The sequence below is a fragment of the Sphingobium sp. FG11 genome (genome assembly GCF_057809915.1).
In genome coordinates this window covers 87,413-102,594 of sequence record NZ_JBMDKW010000010.1, presented here as the reverse complement: position 1 = coordinate 102,594, position 15,182 = coordinate 87,413, and the positions used below count along the sequence as shown (strand labels likewise).

The 15,182-nt window shown below is 62.8% G+C and carries 9 protein-coding genes; 3 read left to right on the top strand and 6 right to left on the bottom strand.

Features of this window, described 5'->3' with window-relative positions:
- Positions 1-171: 171 nt before the first annotated feature.
- Complete coding sequence (locus ACODSN_RS10655) at positions 172-2,493, top strand: TonB-dependent receptor (protein WP_489055202.1); 2,322 nt, start codon at positions 172-174, stop codon at positions 2,491-2,493.
- Positions 2,494-2,537: 44 nt separating this feature from the next.
- Here ACODSN_RS10655 and ACODSN_RS10650 read toward each other — a convergent pair whose 3' ends face one another.
- From ACODSN_RS10650 to ACODSN_RS10630, 5 genes are all read right to left on the bottom strand, one after another.
- On the bottom strand, positions 2,538-3,032 hold the full coding sequence (locus tag ACODSN_RS10650; RefSeq protein WP_489055200.1) for a methylated-DNA--[protein]-cysteine S-methyltransferase: 495 nt from the start codon (positions 3,030-3,032) through the stop codon (positions 2,538-2,540).
- Between the two features lie 82 nt (positions 3,033-3,114).
- Complete coding sequence (locus ACODSN_RS10645) at positions 3,115-4,509, bottom strand: efflux transporter outer membrane subunit (protein ID WP_489055262.1); 1,395 nt, start codon at positions 4,507-4,509, stop codon at positions 3,115-3,117.
- 25 nt (positions 4,510-4,534) lie between these two features.
- Positions 4,535-7,687 carry an efflux RND transporter permease subunit gene (locus ACODSN_RS10640; RefSeq protein WP_489055198.1) on the bottom strand — a complete coding sequence of 1,051 codons (3,153 nt, stop codon included), beginning with the start codon at positions 7,685-7,687 and terminating at the stop codon, positions 4,535-4,537.
- A gap of 3 nt (positions 7,688-7,690) precedes the next feature.
- Positions 7,691-8,854: an efflux RND transporter periplasmic adaptor subunit gene (locus ACODSN_RS10635; protein WP_489055261.1), complete on the bottom strand. Its 1,164-nt coding sequence runs from the start codon at positions 8,852-8,854 to the stop codon at positions 7,691-7,693.
- Positions 8,855-8,998: 144 nt separating this feature from the next.
- On the bottom strand, positions 8,999-10,159 hold the full coding sequence (locus tag ACODSN_RS10630) for a glycosyltransferase family 4 protein (protein ID WP_489055196.1): 1,161 nt from the start codon (positions 10,157-10,159) through the stop codon (positions 8,999-9,001).
- A gap of 214 nt (positions 10,160-10,373) precedes the next feature.
- On the opposite strand from ACODSN_RS10630, the gene ACODSN_RS10625 reads away from it, so the two are divergent.
- Together ACODSN_RS10625 and ACODSN_RS10620 are read left to right on the top strand one after the other, a co-directional pair.
- Positions 10,374-11,978 (top strand): alpha-glucosidase family protein, encoded by a 1,605-nt coding sequence (locus ACODSN_RS10625; RefSeq protein ID WP_489055194.1) that lies wholly within the window; start codon positions 10,374-10,376, stop codon positions 11,976-11,978.
- A gap of 100 nt (positions 11,979-12,078) precedes the next feature.
- Positions 12,079-12,249 (top strand): hypothetical protein, encoded by a 171-nt coding sequence (locus tag ACODSN_RS10620; protein ID WP_489055192.1) that lies wholly within the window; start codon positions 12,079-12,081, stop codon positions 12,247-12,249.
- Positions 12,250-12,268: 19 nt separating this feature from the next.
- Here ACODSN_RS10620 and ACODSN_RS10615 read toward each other — a convergent pair whose 3' ends face one another.
- Entirely contained in the window at positions 12,269-15,160 is a 2,892-nt protein-coding gene (locus tag ACODSN_RS10615) for a M16 family metallopeptidase (protein WP_489055190.1), read from the bottom strand.
- Positions 15,161-15,182: the final 22 nt, after the last annotated feature.

The window sequence follows — 15,182 nt, the reverse complement described above, 5'->3', positions numbered from 1 at the left end:
TTGCAAATTCGAACGGTTTCTTGACGACGCTATGCGTGAATGATAGTCGGTCGAACCTAATTAGTTTGCTTATACTAAAACGATATTGACGGGCATCTGATTCAATAGGAGGGGACCAAGTTGACCAAGATGGGTAAATTCAAGTGGATGGCGTCCATTTGCGGAGCCGCGATGATATCGAATGCGGCGCTGGCACAGACGCCGGCAGCCGGAAACGGAGAAAATTCCAGCAGCGCGTCGGCCGATGAGAGCGCCGAGATCGTCGTCACCGCCAACCGCCGCTCGCAGGCGCTCACGGATGTTGGCCTCGCGATCAGCGTCCTCGACAGTTCGCAGCTTGAGACGCGGCAGGTGTCGAGCGTCAATGATCTTGCGGCGCTCGTGCCGGGCCTTTCAATCGGCAATAGCGGATACGCGACGCCGATCTACAGCCTGCGCGGCGTCGGCGTGAACGAACCGACCGTCGGCGCCGGATCGAGCGTGACGGTCTATGTCGACGAAGTACCGCTGACCCTCCCCATCTTCACGCGCGGCGCGGCGCTGGATCTGGAACGGGTCGAGGTCGTCAAGGGACCGCAGGGCACGCTCTATGGCCAGAACGCCACCGGCGGCGCGATAAACTATATCGCCGCCAAGCCGACGGACAGCTTCAAGGCCGGCATCAGGGGCAGCTATGGACGGTTCAACACCGCGTCGCTCGAAGGGTTTGTCAGCGGCCCGCTGACGGATTCGCTGAAAGGCCGGATCGCGCTGCGTGGCGAACGCGGCGATGGCTGGCAGCAAAGCTTCACCCGCGACGACAGGCTGGGCAAGGTGCGCAAATTCGCCGGTCGCGCCATGCTGGAATGGGAGCCGGGCGATCGATTCCGCGCGTTGCTGAACTTCAACGGCTGGAAAGACAAGTCGGATACGCAAGCGCCCCAGCTTATCAAAATCGTCGCCGGCAATCCTGCCGTCCCCCCCTTCCCGTTCGTGACATCGGCGCCCCTCGCCGCGAAGAACGATCGGTCGGCCGATTGGGATCGGGACAGGGATTTTGGCCAGAATGCCTGGTTCTACCAAAGTTCGCTTCGCATGGAATATGACCTTGCGGACGACGTCACGCTGACCGCGCTGACGGCCTATTCCAAATTCCGCAACCGATCCGCGCATGAAGCCGACGGCATCGGCTATTCGGCGGCGATCGGCAGGGATGTCATTGACGGCGCCTATGACCTCGCATCGCGGGCGAACAGCTTCACGCAGGAAGTCCGCCTGTCGGCCAAATTCTCAAACATCGATTTCGTCGTCGGCGCCAATTATCAACGCGATAATGTCGATGATTATCAACTGGGACATTTCGACGACTTTTCCGTCATCTCGAACTTTTTCGGCGTGGACATCAATACGACACGCAACATCAATCACCAGCGCGTTCGCAGTTATGGCGTATTCGCGAATGTCGAAGCGGAGCTGACGAATTACCTGACGGTCTCGGGCGGCATGCGCATCAACAATGAGAGCCGCAATTTCACGGGATGCAGCGCCGACGCCGGAAATGGCAACGCGGCGGCCGGCTATAATAATTTCACCAATTTCCTGCGCGCGGGCAGAGGGCTGCCACCTTTGACGGCGGCACAGCGCATCGCACCCGGCGGATGCCTCACATCCAATGCCGACCTCTTACCGGGCTTTAAATATGATCGCCTGGAGCAGTCGAACGTCCCTTGGAACGTCAACCTCAACCTCAAGCCTTTCGATCGCTCGCTGATCTACGCGCGGGTCAGCAAAGGCTATAAGGCGGGCAATTACCCGTCGCTCAGCGCCGGTAATAATGCATCGTTCACGCCGGTTTCGCAGGAAGCGCTTCAGGCCTATGAACTGGGGTTCCGGTCGAACGCGATCGAGGGCCTGTCCATCGAGGGCGCGATCTTCCGTTACGATTATACCGACAAGCAGCAGCGCGGCCGCAAGGATACGGGCTTCCCGTTCGGGCTGGTGGCGACTCAGGTCAACATCCCCAAATCCCGCATCGATGGAGCGGAACTGTCGGTCGGGCTTCGTCCGGTAAAGGGCCTGACGCTGTCGGGCGCGGCGGTCTATATCGACACCAAGATCAAGGAATATACGGGATATAGTATCGAAGGGCCGCTGGTGAATATGCAGGGCCTGCCGCTCAACTTCTCGCCGAAATGGAGCGTAAACCTCGACGCCAACTATAGCGGACCGATCACATCCACCCTGAATATTTTCGGCGGAGCCGGCATCGCCTACCGCAGCAAAACGACGGCGCAGCTCGCGGCATCATCGCTCTATGACATCGATGCCTACACGCTGGTCAACGCTCAGCTCGGCATCGAAGATAGCCAGGGCCGCTGGAAAGCCTGGGTCTTTGGCAATAATATCACCAATAAATATTATTGGACCAACGTCGTGAAGTTCGCCGACACCGTGACCCGGTTCACCGGCATGCCCGCCACTTTCGGGGTGAGCTTCGCGTATAAGTTCGACTGATCTGTCGGCGGGCGGCGCGCAGACAGCGTCGCCCGCCGATATTATCACGCTTGGCAAAGCGCAGTTCGTTCCAGCGCCAGCAATCGCTCCTTGACCGCCAGCCCGCCCGCAAAGCCCGTCAGCCGCCCGTCCGCGCCGACAACCCGATGGCATGGCGCAACGATCGAAATCGGATTGCGGCCATTGGCGGCACCCACCGCGCGGCAGGCTGTCGGCCGGCCGATCACCTTGGCTATTTGTGCATAGCTGCGCGTTTCACCATAAGGGATTTCCAGCAGCGCCGCCCAGACCTGCTGCTGAAAATCGGTGCCCTGAAAATCGAGCGGCAGATCAAAAGCGCGCCGTTCGCCCGCAAAATATTCGGCAAGCTGTTTACAGGCCGCACTCAGCACGGGATGATCGAGCGAGACCGCCCGGCTGCCCAGCCGCACGCGCGCTGGATCGTCATTTTCCCACAGAATCGCGACCAGCCCCGCATCGCTCGCAATGAGCGTTAAATCGCCGACCGGCGAGGCGAACATTTTGTAGGCAAGAGCCATGTTTCCATCCTTTCCATCGTCGGAACGGCATAACGGAGATCGGGGGCCACGGCTTCCCGGCGCTTGCTGTCAAAGCATCGCCTTAACGAAGGCCGCCGCCCATGGCCCGATACAACTCCACCATATTGGTCGCGCGCGTCAGGCGAGTGGCCAGCAGGCTTTGCTCCGCCCCATAGAGGGTGCGCTGCGCATCGAGCGTCGTCAGGAACGGATCGATCCCCGCCCGGAAACGCGCCTGCGCCAATGTATAGGCCACGCGCGCGGATGAACGGAGCGAACTTTGCGCCTCCAGCTGCGCGCTCATCGTGCCGCGACGCGCCAGCGCGTCCGCCACTTCGCGAAAGCCGGTCTGCACGCTTTTCTCATATGTCGCCACCATCGCGTCGTAACGCGCCCTGGCAAAGCGCAGATTGCCCTGATTGCGTCCGAAATCGAAGATCGGCACGCTGGCCGATGGCGCGACCGACCAGTTTTCGCTCCCTCCCGCGAACAGGCCCGAAAGGCCCTGACTCAACGTCCCCAGCGCGGCGGTCAGAGAAATGGTGGGGAAAAAGGCGGCCCGCGCAGCGCCGATATTGGCATTGGCGGCGCGCAGATCATGTTCCGCCGCAGCAATATCGGGACGCCGCAGCAGCAGTGCCGAAGGCAGGTCGGCCGGCAGATTGGCGATCGTTACATCGCCCTCCGGCAGGGCGGTGGGCAGGTCGGCTGCTCCGATCGTCGTGCCCGCCAGCAGATTGAGCGCGTTCTGATCCATCGCAACCAGCGTCGTGGCCTGCGCGATATCGGACCGCGCCTGATCGTAGCTGGTCTGCGCCTGCCGCACCTCCAGTTCCGACGCGATCCCGCGATCGAAGCGCGCTCGGGTAAGTTCGAGCGTCTTGCCGAATGCCCCTTCCAAATCGCGGGCGATGCGAAGCCGTTCCTGATCGGCGGCCATGGTCAGCCATGCCGTGGCGACCTCCGCGATCAGGGCCGTCTGGGCCGCATTGCGATTTTCGACCGACGCGAAATATTGTTCCTGCGCGGCTTTGGTCAGGTTGCGCACGCGGCCGAACAGGTCGACCTCCCACGCCGAAACGCCGACCGAGGCCGAATAAATATCCATCCTCCCGGCAGCGCCAGCCGCACCACCGAAGGGCGATTTCTGGAAAGTGCCCCCCGCGCGACCATCGACGGTCGGCAGCAGATCGGCGCGCTGCACGCGATATTGGGATCGCGCCTGCTCGACATTGGCCACCGCGAGGCGAAGGTCGCGATTATTGCCGAGCGCCGTATCGATCACCCGGACAAGGCGCGGGTCGACGAAAAAGTCTTGCCACGCCGTATCCGCCGGACTGACCGCCGATCCATCGACCGCAACCGGATAGGCCGGTCCCTGCGGGCTGGCGGCGGGCACCGGCGGGGCCGGGCGTACATATTTGGGCGCCATGTCGCAGGCTGCGAGCGACAAGGCGAGACTCGTGGCGAGCAGCATTTTTCCGGCGAGATATTGCACGAGATCAGCCCTCCTGCGGCCGGATTGAGGGATCGACATGCTCCGCATTTTCCGTCGGCTTATGCTGACGGAACAGCCGTTTAACCACGGTGAAGAACACCGGCACGAAGAAGATCGCAAGGACGGTCGCGGACAGCATACCGCCGACCACAGCCCAGCCGATCGCATTCTGCCCGCCCGCGCCCGCACCCGTGGATGTCGCCAGCGGCAATACGCCGAAGATGAAGGCGAAGGACGTCATGACGATCGGGCGCAGGCGCAACTTGCCCGCCTCCAGCGCCGCTCGGGGCGCGGACATGCCCTCGCGCATCCGTTCTTCGGCAAATTCGACGATCAGGATGGCATTTTTCGCGGACACGCCGATCGTGGTGATCAGGCCGACCTGAAGGTAGATGTCGTTGTTAAGCCCGGCCAGCGTAGCCGCGATCACGGCCCCGAATACGCCCAGCGGCACCACCAGCATCACCGCGATCGGCACCGACCAGCTTTCATACAGGGCCGCGAGGCACAGGAACACGATCAGCATCGACAGCGCATATACATAGGGCGCCTGACCGCCGGACGTCCGTTCCTCATAGGATATGCCGCTCCAGGCAAAGCCGATCCCCGGCGGCAGCTTGGCCGCCAATTCCTCCATCGCCTGCATGGCCGTGCCGCTGCTGACGCCGGGGGCGGGCGCACCCTGAATGTTCATCGACGGCACGCCGTTGAAACGTTCCAGCTTCGAGGGAGCCTTGGTCCATTCGGTGGTCGAAAAGGCGGAGAGCGGGGCCATGACGCCGCTACTGCCGCGAACATGCAGCAATCCGATCGAGTCCGGGGTCGTGCGGAACGGCGCGTCGGCCTGCACAAACACTTTTTTCACCCGGTTACGGTCCAGGAAATCGTTCACATAAGCGCTGCCCATCGCCGTGCTGATCGTGTCATTGACGTCGGCCTGCGCGATACCCAATGCGCCCGCCGCCGCCTGATCGACATTCAGCTTGAGCTGCGCCGTATCCTCAAGGCCGTTGGGCCTGACCTGCGCCAGCCGCGCGTCGCCGGCAGCCATACCCAGCAACCGATTGCGCGCGGCCAGCAGCTTTTCATGGCCAAGACCGCCATTATCCAGCAACTGGAAATCGAAACCGGATGCATTGCCCAGTTCCTGCACCGCAGGCGGCACCAAGGCGAACGCCGTTCCCGCGGAAATCTTGTGATAGGCCTTGTTGACGCGCAGGGCGATCGCAGCGGCGGTATTATCCTTGCCCGTGCGCTCCTTCCAGTCTTTCAGGCGGACGAACATGATGCCCACATTCTGACCCTGGCCGACGAAGCCGAAGCCCGAAATGAAGAATAATGCCGACACATTCTCCTTTTCCTGCGTCAGATAGATGTGGCGCATCTTCTGCAGGCTGCGCTGCGTCTCTTCGATCGTGGAGCCTGCGGGCAGCGACACCTGATTAAGGATGCGGCCCTGATCTTCTTCGGGCAGGAAGCCGGACGGCAGGCGCAGGAAGATGAAAGCCATGCCAACCGCGATCAGGCCATAGACGATCATCGTCCGGCCCCAGCGCCGTTCGATCTTTTCCACCCGCTCGCCATAGCGGACGACACCCTTGTCGAAGGTGCGGTTGAACCAGCCGAAGAAGCCCTTCCGCTCGCCATGCGACTGATGCGCGGGCTTGAGGATCGTCGCGCACAAGGCCGGCGTCAGGATCAGGGCAACCAGCACCGAAAGGATCATCGATGACACGATGGTGATCGAAAACTGGCGGAAGATGACGCCGGTCGATCCGCCAAAGAACGCCATGGGCAGGAACACCGCCGACAGGACGAGGCCGATGCCGATCAGCGCGCCGCTGATTTCATCCATCGATTTCTTCGCGGCGTCCCTGGGACTAAGCCCCTCATCCTGAATGAGCCGCTCGACATTTTCCACCACGACGATGGCGTCATCGACCAGCAGACCGATCGCGAGCACCATGCCGAACAGGGTCAGGGTGTTAATGGTGAAACCCGCCGCATGAAGAATGGCGAGCGAACCGAGCAGCACCACCGGCACGGCAATGGTCGGGATCAGCGTCGCCCGCCAGTTCTGCAAGAACAGGAACATGACGACGAAGACCAGCAACACCGCTTCGACCAGGGTATGGATAACCTGTTCGACGGACAGTTTGACGAACGTCGAATTATCGACCGGGAAGTCATATTTCGCCCAGCTTGGAAAATTCTTGGACAGCGCCTTGATCTGGCTCTTGACGCCCGCCACGGTTTCCAGGGCGTTGGCGCCCGGCGCCAGCTTTATGCCGAAACCGGCGGCGGGGTGGCCATTGAACCGTGCGCCGAAGCTGTAATTTTCCGCCCCCAGTTCCACCCGCGCGACATCGGACAACAGCACGACCGAGCCATTGCTGCCGCTGCGCAGGCGGATCGCACGAAACTGTTCGGGCGTGCGCAGCCGTGACTGGGCGGTGATGGTAGCATTGAGCGCCTGACCCTGAGGCGATGGCGTACCGCCGATCTGCCCCGCCGAAACCTGCGCATTCTGCGCACGGATCGCGGCTTTCACATCGCCGGTAGTCACTCCCAGCGTCGCCATATTGTAGGGATCGAGCCAGACGCGCATCGCATATTGCGCGCCCAGCAACTGGGTATCGCCCACGCCCGCCACCCGGCTGAGCGGATCCTGTAGCGTCGAGGCGATAAAGTCGCCTGCATCCTGCTGATCGTGAATGCCGTCATCGGCATAGATGCTGACGACCAACAGAAAGCTTGAGGTTGATTTCGTTACCCGAAGGCCTTGCTGCTGCACCTCCTGCGGCAAGAGCGGCGTCGCCTGCGCCAGCTTGTTCTGCACCTGCACCTGCGCGATGTCCGCATTGGTGCCCTGCTCGAACGTCAGCGTGATGTTCAGATTGCCCGCGCCATCGCTGGTCGAGGCAAAATAACGTAGATGATCGATGCCCTTGAGCTGTTGCTCGATAATCTGCGTGGTCGAGCTTTCCAGCGTCTGCGCGTCCGCGCCCGGGTAGCTGGTGGCGATGATGACCGATGGCGGCGCGATCTCGGGGAATTGCGCGACCGGCAGCGACCGGATGGCAAGCAGTCCCGCCATCATCATGACGATGGCGAGGACCCACGCAAAGATGGGCCGATCGATAAAATAGCGCGCCATGATTTACTTCGCCCCGCCCGGTGCGGCCGTGCCTGCTTCAGCCGTCACCTGCTGCGGCGGCCCCGGCCGCACCACGGCGCCCGGCTTGAGGTTAACCAGCCCCTCGACGATCAGGCGCTCGCCCGGTTTCAGGCCACCAGTCACGATCCATTTGTCCCCGGCCGCCCGATCGGTAACGACCTGACGAAGCTCGACCTTGTTCTGCGCATTGACGATCATGGCGGTGGCGCGCCCGCGCGGATCCCGCGTGATGCCCTGCTGCGGCACGAGGATGGCCTGACGCCGTTGCCCCTCGATCAATCGCGCCCGGACGAACATACCGGGCAGCAGCAGGCCGTCCGGATTGGCGAAACTCGCTCGCAGCGTCACCGCGCCCGAACTGGGATCGACGGTCACTTCGGAAAATTGCAGCCGCCCTTCCACCGGATAGACGGTCCCGTTCGGCAACAGAAGCTGCACGCGCGCGCCATCCGCCTCGCTCACGCCGCCACTGCGCATCGCCTGCCGCAGATCCAGTATCTGCGCGGCCGATTGGGTCACATCGACATAGACCGTGTCCGTGCGCTGGATCGTCGCGAGCGGATCGGGCTGCCCCGCCTGCACCAGCGCGCCGGGGGTAAAAAGGGACCGTCCAATCCGCCCGGAAATCGGCGCGCGGACCCGCGTAAAGCCCTGATTGACTTGCGCCGCCTGCACCGCCGCGCCTTGCGCTGCAACATCGGCGCGCGCCTGCTGGGCGGCGGCGGCGGAGTTGTCCGCTTCCTGCCGGCTGACGGCATTTATGGCCACCAGCTCGCGGTAACGCTGCGCCTGAAGTCCGGTCGCCCGAATCGAGGCCTGCGCACGGGCCAATGCGCCCTGCGCCTGGGCGAGCGCCGCCCGGTAGGGCGCATCCTCAATCTCGTAAAGCAGCTGTCCGGCGTGCACATAACCGCCCTCGGCGAACAGCCGACGACGGATCACTCCGCTGATCTGCGGCCGGACTTCGGCAGTCTCGATCGCCGTAATCCGGCCCGGAAGCTCGGCCGTGAGGTCAGCATTCTCATATTTGAGAGCGACCACCCCTACCGCAGGTGGCGGCGGAGCGGGGGGCGCGCTCTTACCGCATCCGGCGAGCAGACCCGTGGTCACGCACAGCAACAGCCCGACGGATTTCCCCTTGCGCATCATCTCGTCCGCCTCTGATCTATGGGCGCGATGCGCCGCGAATATCCACTCATTTCGCTTTCCGCCAAAGTAGTAATCTGCAACGGATCGTTCAACCCAAAGTCATGCCAGTTCGACAAAATAGTTGCAGTGCAGCATGACTGTCTATGATTCCGAACTGCATCTGGCGTCGGCACGCTTGGCATCGATCCTGGCATATAGCGCCGCCGTTTCTCGCGCACATCGATCCCAGCTATAGCCTGCGGCAACGGCCAGCCCCGCTTGCCGTGCGACAGCGCGCCACACATCGTCGGTCAGCGCCTTTTCCAACCGGCGGGCGAAATCTTCTAAGTCTTCCGGCGACGTCAGCATGGCCGCGCCGCCTGTGACTTCAGGGAGGCACGATGCATTCGCGACGACCACAGGAACACCGCTCGCCATAGCCTCGACCGGAGGCAGGCCGAACCCTTCATAGATGGATGGATAGACGAACAGCGCCGCCCCCGCATAAAGAAAGGGTAATTCTTCTTCGGGCACGAAGCCGAGATAATGGACCCAGCCCTCGCGGCTTCCTTTTTCCATCATGCCGGTTACGGCGTCGCTCAACCACCCGCTCCCACCCGTCACCATGAGCGGCCAGCGCTGGCGAATCGCGACGGGCAGCATTTCCCACGCGCGCAGCAGTTCGGCGATGCGCTTGCGCGGTTCCACGGTCGACACGCACAAGGCGTAACCGCCGGGAGCCAGCCGGTGGCGAGCCAGCACCGGCGTGAGTTCCGCAATCGAGCGCGGATAATAGGATGGCCCCACACCCAACGGGATGGACGTCACACGGTCAGGATCGATCGACAGTTCTGCTATCAACTCCCCCCGCATTGTCGCGCTGTCGGTGATAATGTGCGACGCGCGCTCCAAGGACAGGGTGAAATGACGAGCGAAAAAATCCAGCCGTTCGGCGGGATGGGTCTCAGGGAAGCAGAAGATGGACAGGTCGTGGACGGTAATGACGCCACCCTCCCCTTCCTCGGGCAGGAAATAATTGGGACCGTGGAAAATATGGCTGCGCCAGATCGGCCGGTCCTGCCATTCCCGCAGCCATCGCGGCGGCCTCATACGACGCTTGATCCAGCGTTGTGCCTTGGTCAGGGGAATCGCCGGGCGAAGAAGTGTCGCAGGATCGTCGATCCAATGCCCGTTGCGATAGAAGCGGAGTGCATCCACACCCATGTCGGGATCAAGCCGCCGGGCAAGTTCCCAGCTATAGCGGCCAATACCCGACAATTGCGGCTCAAGTGCCTCAACGGACAGGATGATGTTCAGCCCCATGCCCGTTCCCCTGAATATGGCCCCGGCGCATGCATGGCGATCGGCCTCATATGTGACTTTACTCCCTTTCGCGCGACACATCCCACGCGGGTGCGAGCAGCGGCGGTACCCGGCGGGTGCTGGCGTAGGCGAAAAAAGCTGATAGGTCTCTAGGCATCGTTCCGGCGATACGCCCATCCCGGCGCAATCGCTCAATCCATTCATGGGAGCCGCCATGCCCGATAGCCAAGTGGACGCCCATAGCCCCTGGTGGCGGGGCGCCGTCATTTATCAGGTCTATCCCCGCAGCTTCAACGATTCCAATGGCGACGGCATTGGCGACCTGCCCGGCGTCACGGCGCGGCTGGACCATATCGCCAGCCTTGGCGTCGATGCGATCTGGCTGTCGCCCTTCTTCACCTCGCCCATGGCTGATTTCGGCTATGATGTGGCCGACTATCGCGATGTCGATCCGATCTTCGGCTCGCTCGCCGATTTCGATGCGCTGATCGCACGCGCGCATGGGCTTGGCCTCAAGATCATCATCGATCAGGTCTACGCCCACACCTCCGACCGGCATGACTGGTTCGTGCAGAGCCGGGGCAGCCGGAACAATGGCTATGCCGACTGGTATGTCTGGGCCGACGCCAAGCCGGAAGGGTCGCCGCCCAGCAACTGGCAATCGGTGTTCGGTGGACCCGCCTGGACATGGGATGCGCGGCGCGGGCAATATTATCTGCACAACTTCCTAAAGGAACAGCCTCAGCTCAACGTCCATAATCCGGCGGTGCAGGCCGAATTGCTCGACACCGCCCGCTTCTGGCTCGATCGCGGCGTGGATGGCTTCCGGCTCGACGCGATCAATTTCGCGATGCACGATCCCGCACTGCGCGACAATCCGCCCGAAACGAAACCGGGGCCGCGCACGCGACCGTTCGATTATCAGCGCCGTCTCTATAATCAAGGGCATGCCGATGTCGTGACCTTCATTGAAGCGCTGCAAGCCGCGATCAACGCCCATGGCGCACATTTCACCGTCGCCGAAGTCGGCGGCGAGGATGCGGACCGGGAAATGAAGCTGTTCACGATGCCGCCCGACCGGCTGAACAGCGCCTATGGCTTCACCTATCTCTATGCACCCGAACTGAACGCGAATGTCGTGCGGGCCGCGATCCGCGAATGGCCGGGAGAGCCGGGCGAGGGATGGCCAAGCTGGGCCTTTTCCAACCATGATGCGCCGCGCCATGTGACGCGCTGGGGCAAGGCAGTGGATCGCGACCGGCTGGCGCGGCTGACGATGCTGTTGCTGGTCGCGCTGCGCGGCAACATCTTCCTCTATCAGGGCGAGGAACTGGGCTTGCCGCAAGCCCATGTTCCGTTCGATCGATTGATGGACCCCGAAGCGATCTCCAACTGGCCCCAGACACTTGGTCGCGACGGCGCACGCACGCCCATGCCATGGACGGCGCAAACGCCCCATGGCGGATTTTCGAGCGGCGAACCCTGGCTGCCGATGGATACGGCGCATCTGCCGCTGTCGGTCGCCGAACAGGAGGCGGACGCCGAGTCGATGCTGCAATGGACCCGCGCCCTGCTGTCGGCGCGGCGTGCCAGCCCCGCCTTGCGGGACGGGGCGATCACGATCATCGAATCGCCGCCCGATCTGCTGGCGTTCGAAAGGACGTCCGGGAAGGAGAGGCTGCTGTGCGTCTTCAATCTGACGGATCAGGCGATCACCGCGCCCGGTCTGACGAACGGAGGGTCTCTGCTTATCGAACTCGGTTGTCCGACCGAGACCGTCCTCATCCCGCCCCTCTCGGGCAGCATCAGGATAGTGTAGCTCGTCCCGATCACGATGCATTTTGTCGCAATCGCCTGCTGCGGCGCAGCAACCACTATCCGTTCCCGGCTTTGTACCGCCAAGTCTGGGAGAAAATTTGATGACGGCGGCACCTGCGTTCAACCGCGCCTATTTTGAACAGCGTATCAACCGTAACCGCACGCTCGCTGCCCAATCGGACAACCCAAATATTCGGGGCATCCATCTCGATCATATCCGGTTTTACGAACATCTGCTGGTCATCCACGGAGGGGCACAGGCAACCTCATGAGCTGTCCGAAACCACCCACCTATTTGGCGCTGACCCCTTGCGGCAACACGACCGCCGACCAGCTTTTGGACGCAACAAGATATTTGGCGGCAAGCGCACGAATATCGGCCGGGGTCACGCTCAGCGTGTCCTCCGCCATGGTCTGCATCGCCTTGATATAGCGCGCATCCTGCGTCGCCCCTTCCATCTGGTTCATCCAGAAGGCGTTGCCGGTGCTGGCCCGCATCAGCATCTGCCGCATCGGCGCCACCGCACGTTGCAGTTCATCGTCACTGACCGGCGTTTTGGCGAGATCGGCGGCAGTGTCTTTCACGACGCTGTAGAAGAAGCCGACCCGATCCGGCCAGACCTGGCTCGACACCAGCACATAACCGCCGCTGTCATAGGAGAAGGGCCAATTGTTCGAGACGCTCGGCGAATAGGCCGCGCCTTCGGTCGAGCGCAGCTTGTCGAACAGCCGGTCGTTAAAGATCTGGGTCAGGATTTCGAGCTGGCGCGCTTCCTTGAGCATGTCGAAACCGCCCGCCGTGGGCCAGGCGATGACCGCCGCCGCCTGTTCCTTGTCGCCCTCATGCCGCAGGATCACGGGCGCCTCGACATGGGCGGGGAAGCGCATGACGCGATTAGCTGCCGGCACCGGCGCATCGGCACGCGGGGATAGTGCGCCGAATGTGGCCGCGACCGCCGCAATCGCGTCGTCCGCTTTCACCTGACCGAATATCTGAATTTCGATCGGCCCTGACGCCAGCAGCGGTTCCCAGGTCGCCCGGAAGGCCTGCGGCGTCAGCGCTTCGATCTCCTGCCGCGAAGGTGTGCGGAAGCGCACATCCTTGTCATGCAGCAACCAGCCGAGATCGCGCCCGAGAACCGCATCGGGCGACCGGGACATGGCGTCATAGGCGACCATCGCGCCGGTTTTGACGCGGGCTATCGGTGCCGGGTCCCAGCCCGGCGCGGCCAGCTTCGTCGCGAACAGACGCAACTGGTCCTTATAATCCGCCGGGCGCGTCACCGCCTGCATTTCGAAGGCGTTGTCGGCGATGGAAAAGTCCATGCCCATGCGGCGGCCGTTGGTCAGTTCGTCCAGTTCGCGCTGACCAAGCTTGCCGATACCGCTCGCCACCAGCGCATAGTCGGCGGCCCAGGACGGCGCGGGCTTCGTCGGCGAAAAGCTCTGTTGGCCATGACCGAAACGCACATTGATGCGGACTTTTTCGGTTTCGGCATCATTGGCGAACAGCGTCAGTTTCACGCCGTTGGCGAAGGTGACACTCTCCATGCCCGGCAAGCCCACGGGCGTCCGCGACACCACCCGGCCCGGCGCGCCGAGACTGGGCAGGCTGTCCATAGTGACAGCGCCACTGGCGAGGCGCACATTGGTTGCGGCCCGTACCGGCGCGGCGACGGCGGCGGCAAGCTTCTTGTCCTGTCCCGGCACCGCCTTCCCCGTCACCAGCAGTGCCCGGAACACCCCGGCGGAGAAAAGCCGCCGCGTCGAGTCCATGATCTTCTGCGGCGTCATTGCTGGCCTGCCGGACCGAAAAATATCGACCGCCGCCTGCGGACTGACGGTGGTTTCGCGAATATCGACCGCGCTCACCAGATCGCTCGCCTGCTTGGCTCCCGCTTCGGTATCGGCATTTTCGACCTGGATCGCGAGCGCGGTATCCATCTGCGCATATTCGCGATCGATTTCCTGCTGGCTCGGCGGGGTCGCCTTCGCGTCCTCGATGATGGCGCGGACATCCTGCAACGCCTTGTCCCAATTCTCGCCCGCTGGCACGATCGTCACGAACGTCCCGTCTGCCGATCGGCTGACATCCTGCTGATCGACACTGGCCTGAAGGAAGCTGCCGCCGCCGCGCGCAGCCTGCTCCAGCCGGCGGCTGATGATCTGCAACGCCAGCATGTCCGTCAGCTTGTCCTGATTATAGACGATGGTGTCGGCATGGGGCTTCCAGGGGCGCAACCATGCCATGGTGAGGCCGGTCGGCACGCCTGGTTCGATGGCGACGCGGGTTGCTGGCAGCTTGGGATCGGGCATGCCGAAATCAGGCAGCGCCGCGCCCTTGCCCGGCGCGGCCCATGCGCCGAAATTATCGCGGATAAGCTGCTCTGCTGCGGCGGGATCGATATCACCCGCGATGGCGATCACGGCATTTTCGGGCCGATACCAGCGGTCGTGAAACGCTTCCATCTTGGCGGCAGTGGCCGCATTGAGCGTCGCGACCGTGCCGATCGGGCTATGGTCGGCGAGCGGCTGGCCCGCGAAGAAATGCAGCCGGCTGGCATCGGAAATGCGCATCTGCGGCCCATCGCCCTCGCGCCGCTCCGCCAGCACAACCGCACGTTCCGCCGCCACCGCGCTGTCGACGATATTGGGTTCGGCCATCATGCCGGCCAGAATCTTAAGGCTTTCGCTCAGGCCCGCTGGCGTCGCCTGCGGCAGATCGAGCGCATAGGTGGTGCCGGTCGGCGTCGTCTGCGCATTGCTGTCGCTGCCAAAAGTCACGCCGAGCCGCTGCCATATCCGTTTGGATTCGCCATCGGGCACATGGCGCGATCCCCGAAAGGTCAGATGCTCCATGAAATGGGCATAACCAAGCTCGTCAGGCCGCTCCATCAAAGAGCCTGCATCTATGCGCAGCCGAACCGAAACCTGCCCCGGCGGCACGCCGTTGCGACGGATGGCATAGCGAAGGCCGTTAGGCAGCGTGCCGAAACGCCAGGCTGCGTCGATAGGCACATCGCTATTTTCGTACAGCCACGGCCGGACCTGCGTTTCGCTTGACCCGGGGACAGCGGCCGTCGCCGCAGGTGTCGTCCTCGCCCATGAAGGGGATGAGGAACCAGCCAGCAAAAGTGCGAGGACGGGCAGCGAGGCGGCGGTACGCCGGAGGAAAAGGGTCATAGGCCCAGCAGCCTAGCGCCCT

Coding starts and splice junctions, on each gene's coding strand:
- ACODSN_RS10655 (WP_489055202.1), top strand. CDS start 172: ATGATATCGAATGCGGCGCTGGCACAGACGCCGGCAGCCGGAAACGGA.
- ACODSN_RS10650 (WP_489055200.1), bottom strand. CDS start 3,032: ATGGCTCTTGCCTACAAAATGTTCGCCTCGCCGGTCGGCGATTTAACG.
- ACODSN_RS10645 (WP_489055262.1), bottom strand. CDS start 4,509: ATGCTGCTCGCCACGAGTCTCGCCTTGTCGCTCGCAGCCTGCGACATG.
- ACODSN_RS10640 (WP_489055198.1), bottom strand. CDS start 7,687: ATGGCGCGCTATTTTATCGATCGGCCCATCTTTGCGTGGGTCCTCGCC.
- ACODSN_RS10635 (WP_489055261.1), bottom strand. CDS start 8,854: ATGCGCAAGGGGAAATCCGTCGGGCTGTTGCTGTGCGTGACCACGGGT.
- ACODSN_RS10630 (WP_489055196.1), bottom strand. CDS start 10,159: ATGGGGCTGAACATCATCCTGTCCGTTGAGGCACTTGAGCCGCAATTG.
- ACODSN_RS10625 (WP_489055194.1), top strand. CDS start 10,374: ATGCCCGATAGCCAAGTGGACGCCCATAGCCCCTGGTGGCGGGGCGCC.
- ACODSN_RS10620 (WP_489055192.1), top strand. CDS start 12,079: ATGACGGCGGCACCTGCGTTCAACCGCGCCTATTTTGAACAGCGTATC.
- ACODSN_RS10615 (WP_489055190.1), bottom strand. CDS start 15,160: ATGACCCTTTTCCTCCGGCGTACCGCCGCCTCGCTGCCCGTCCTCGCA.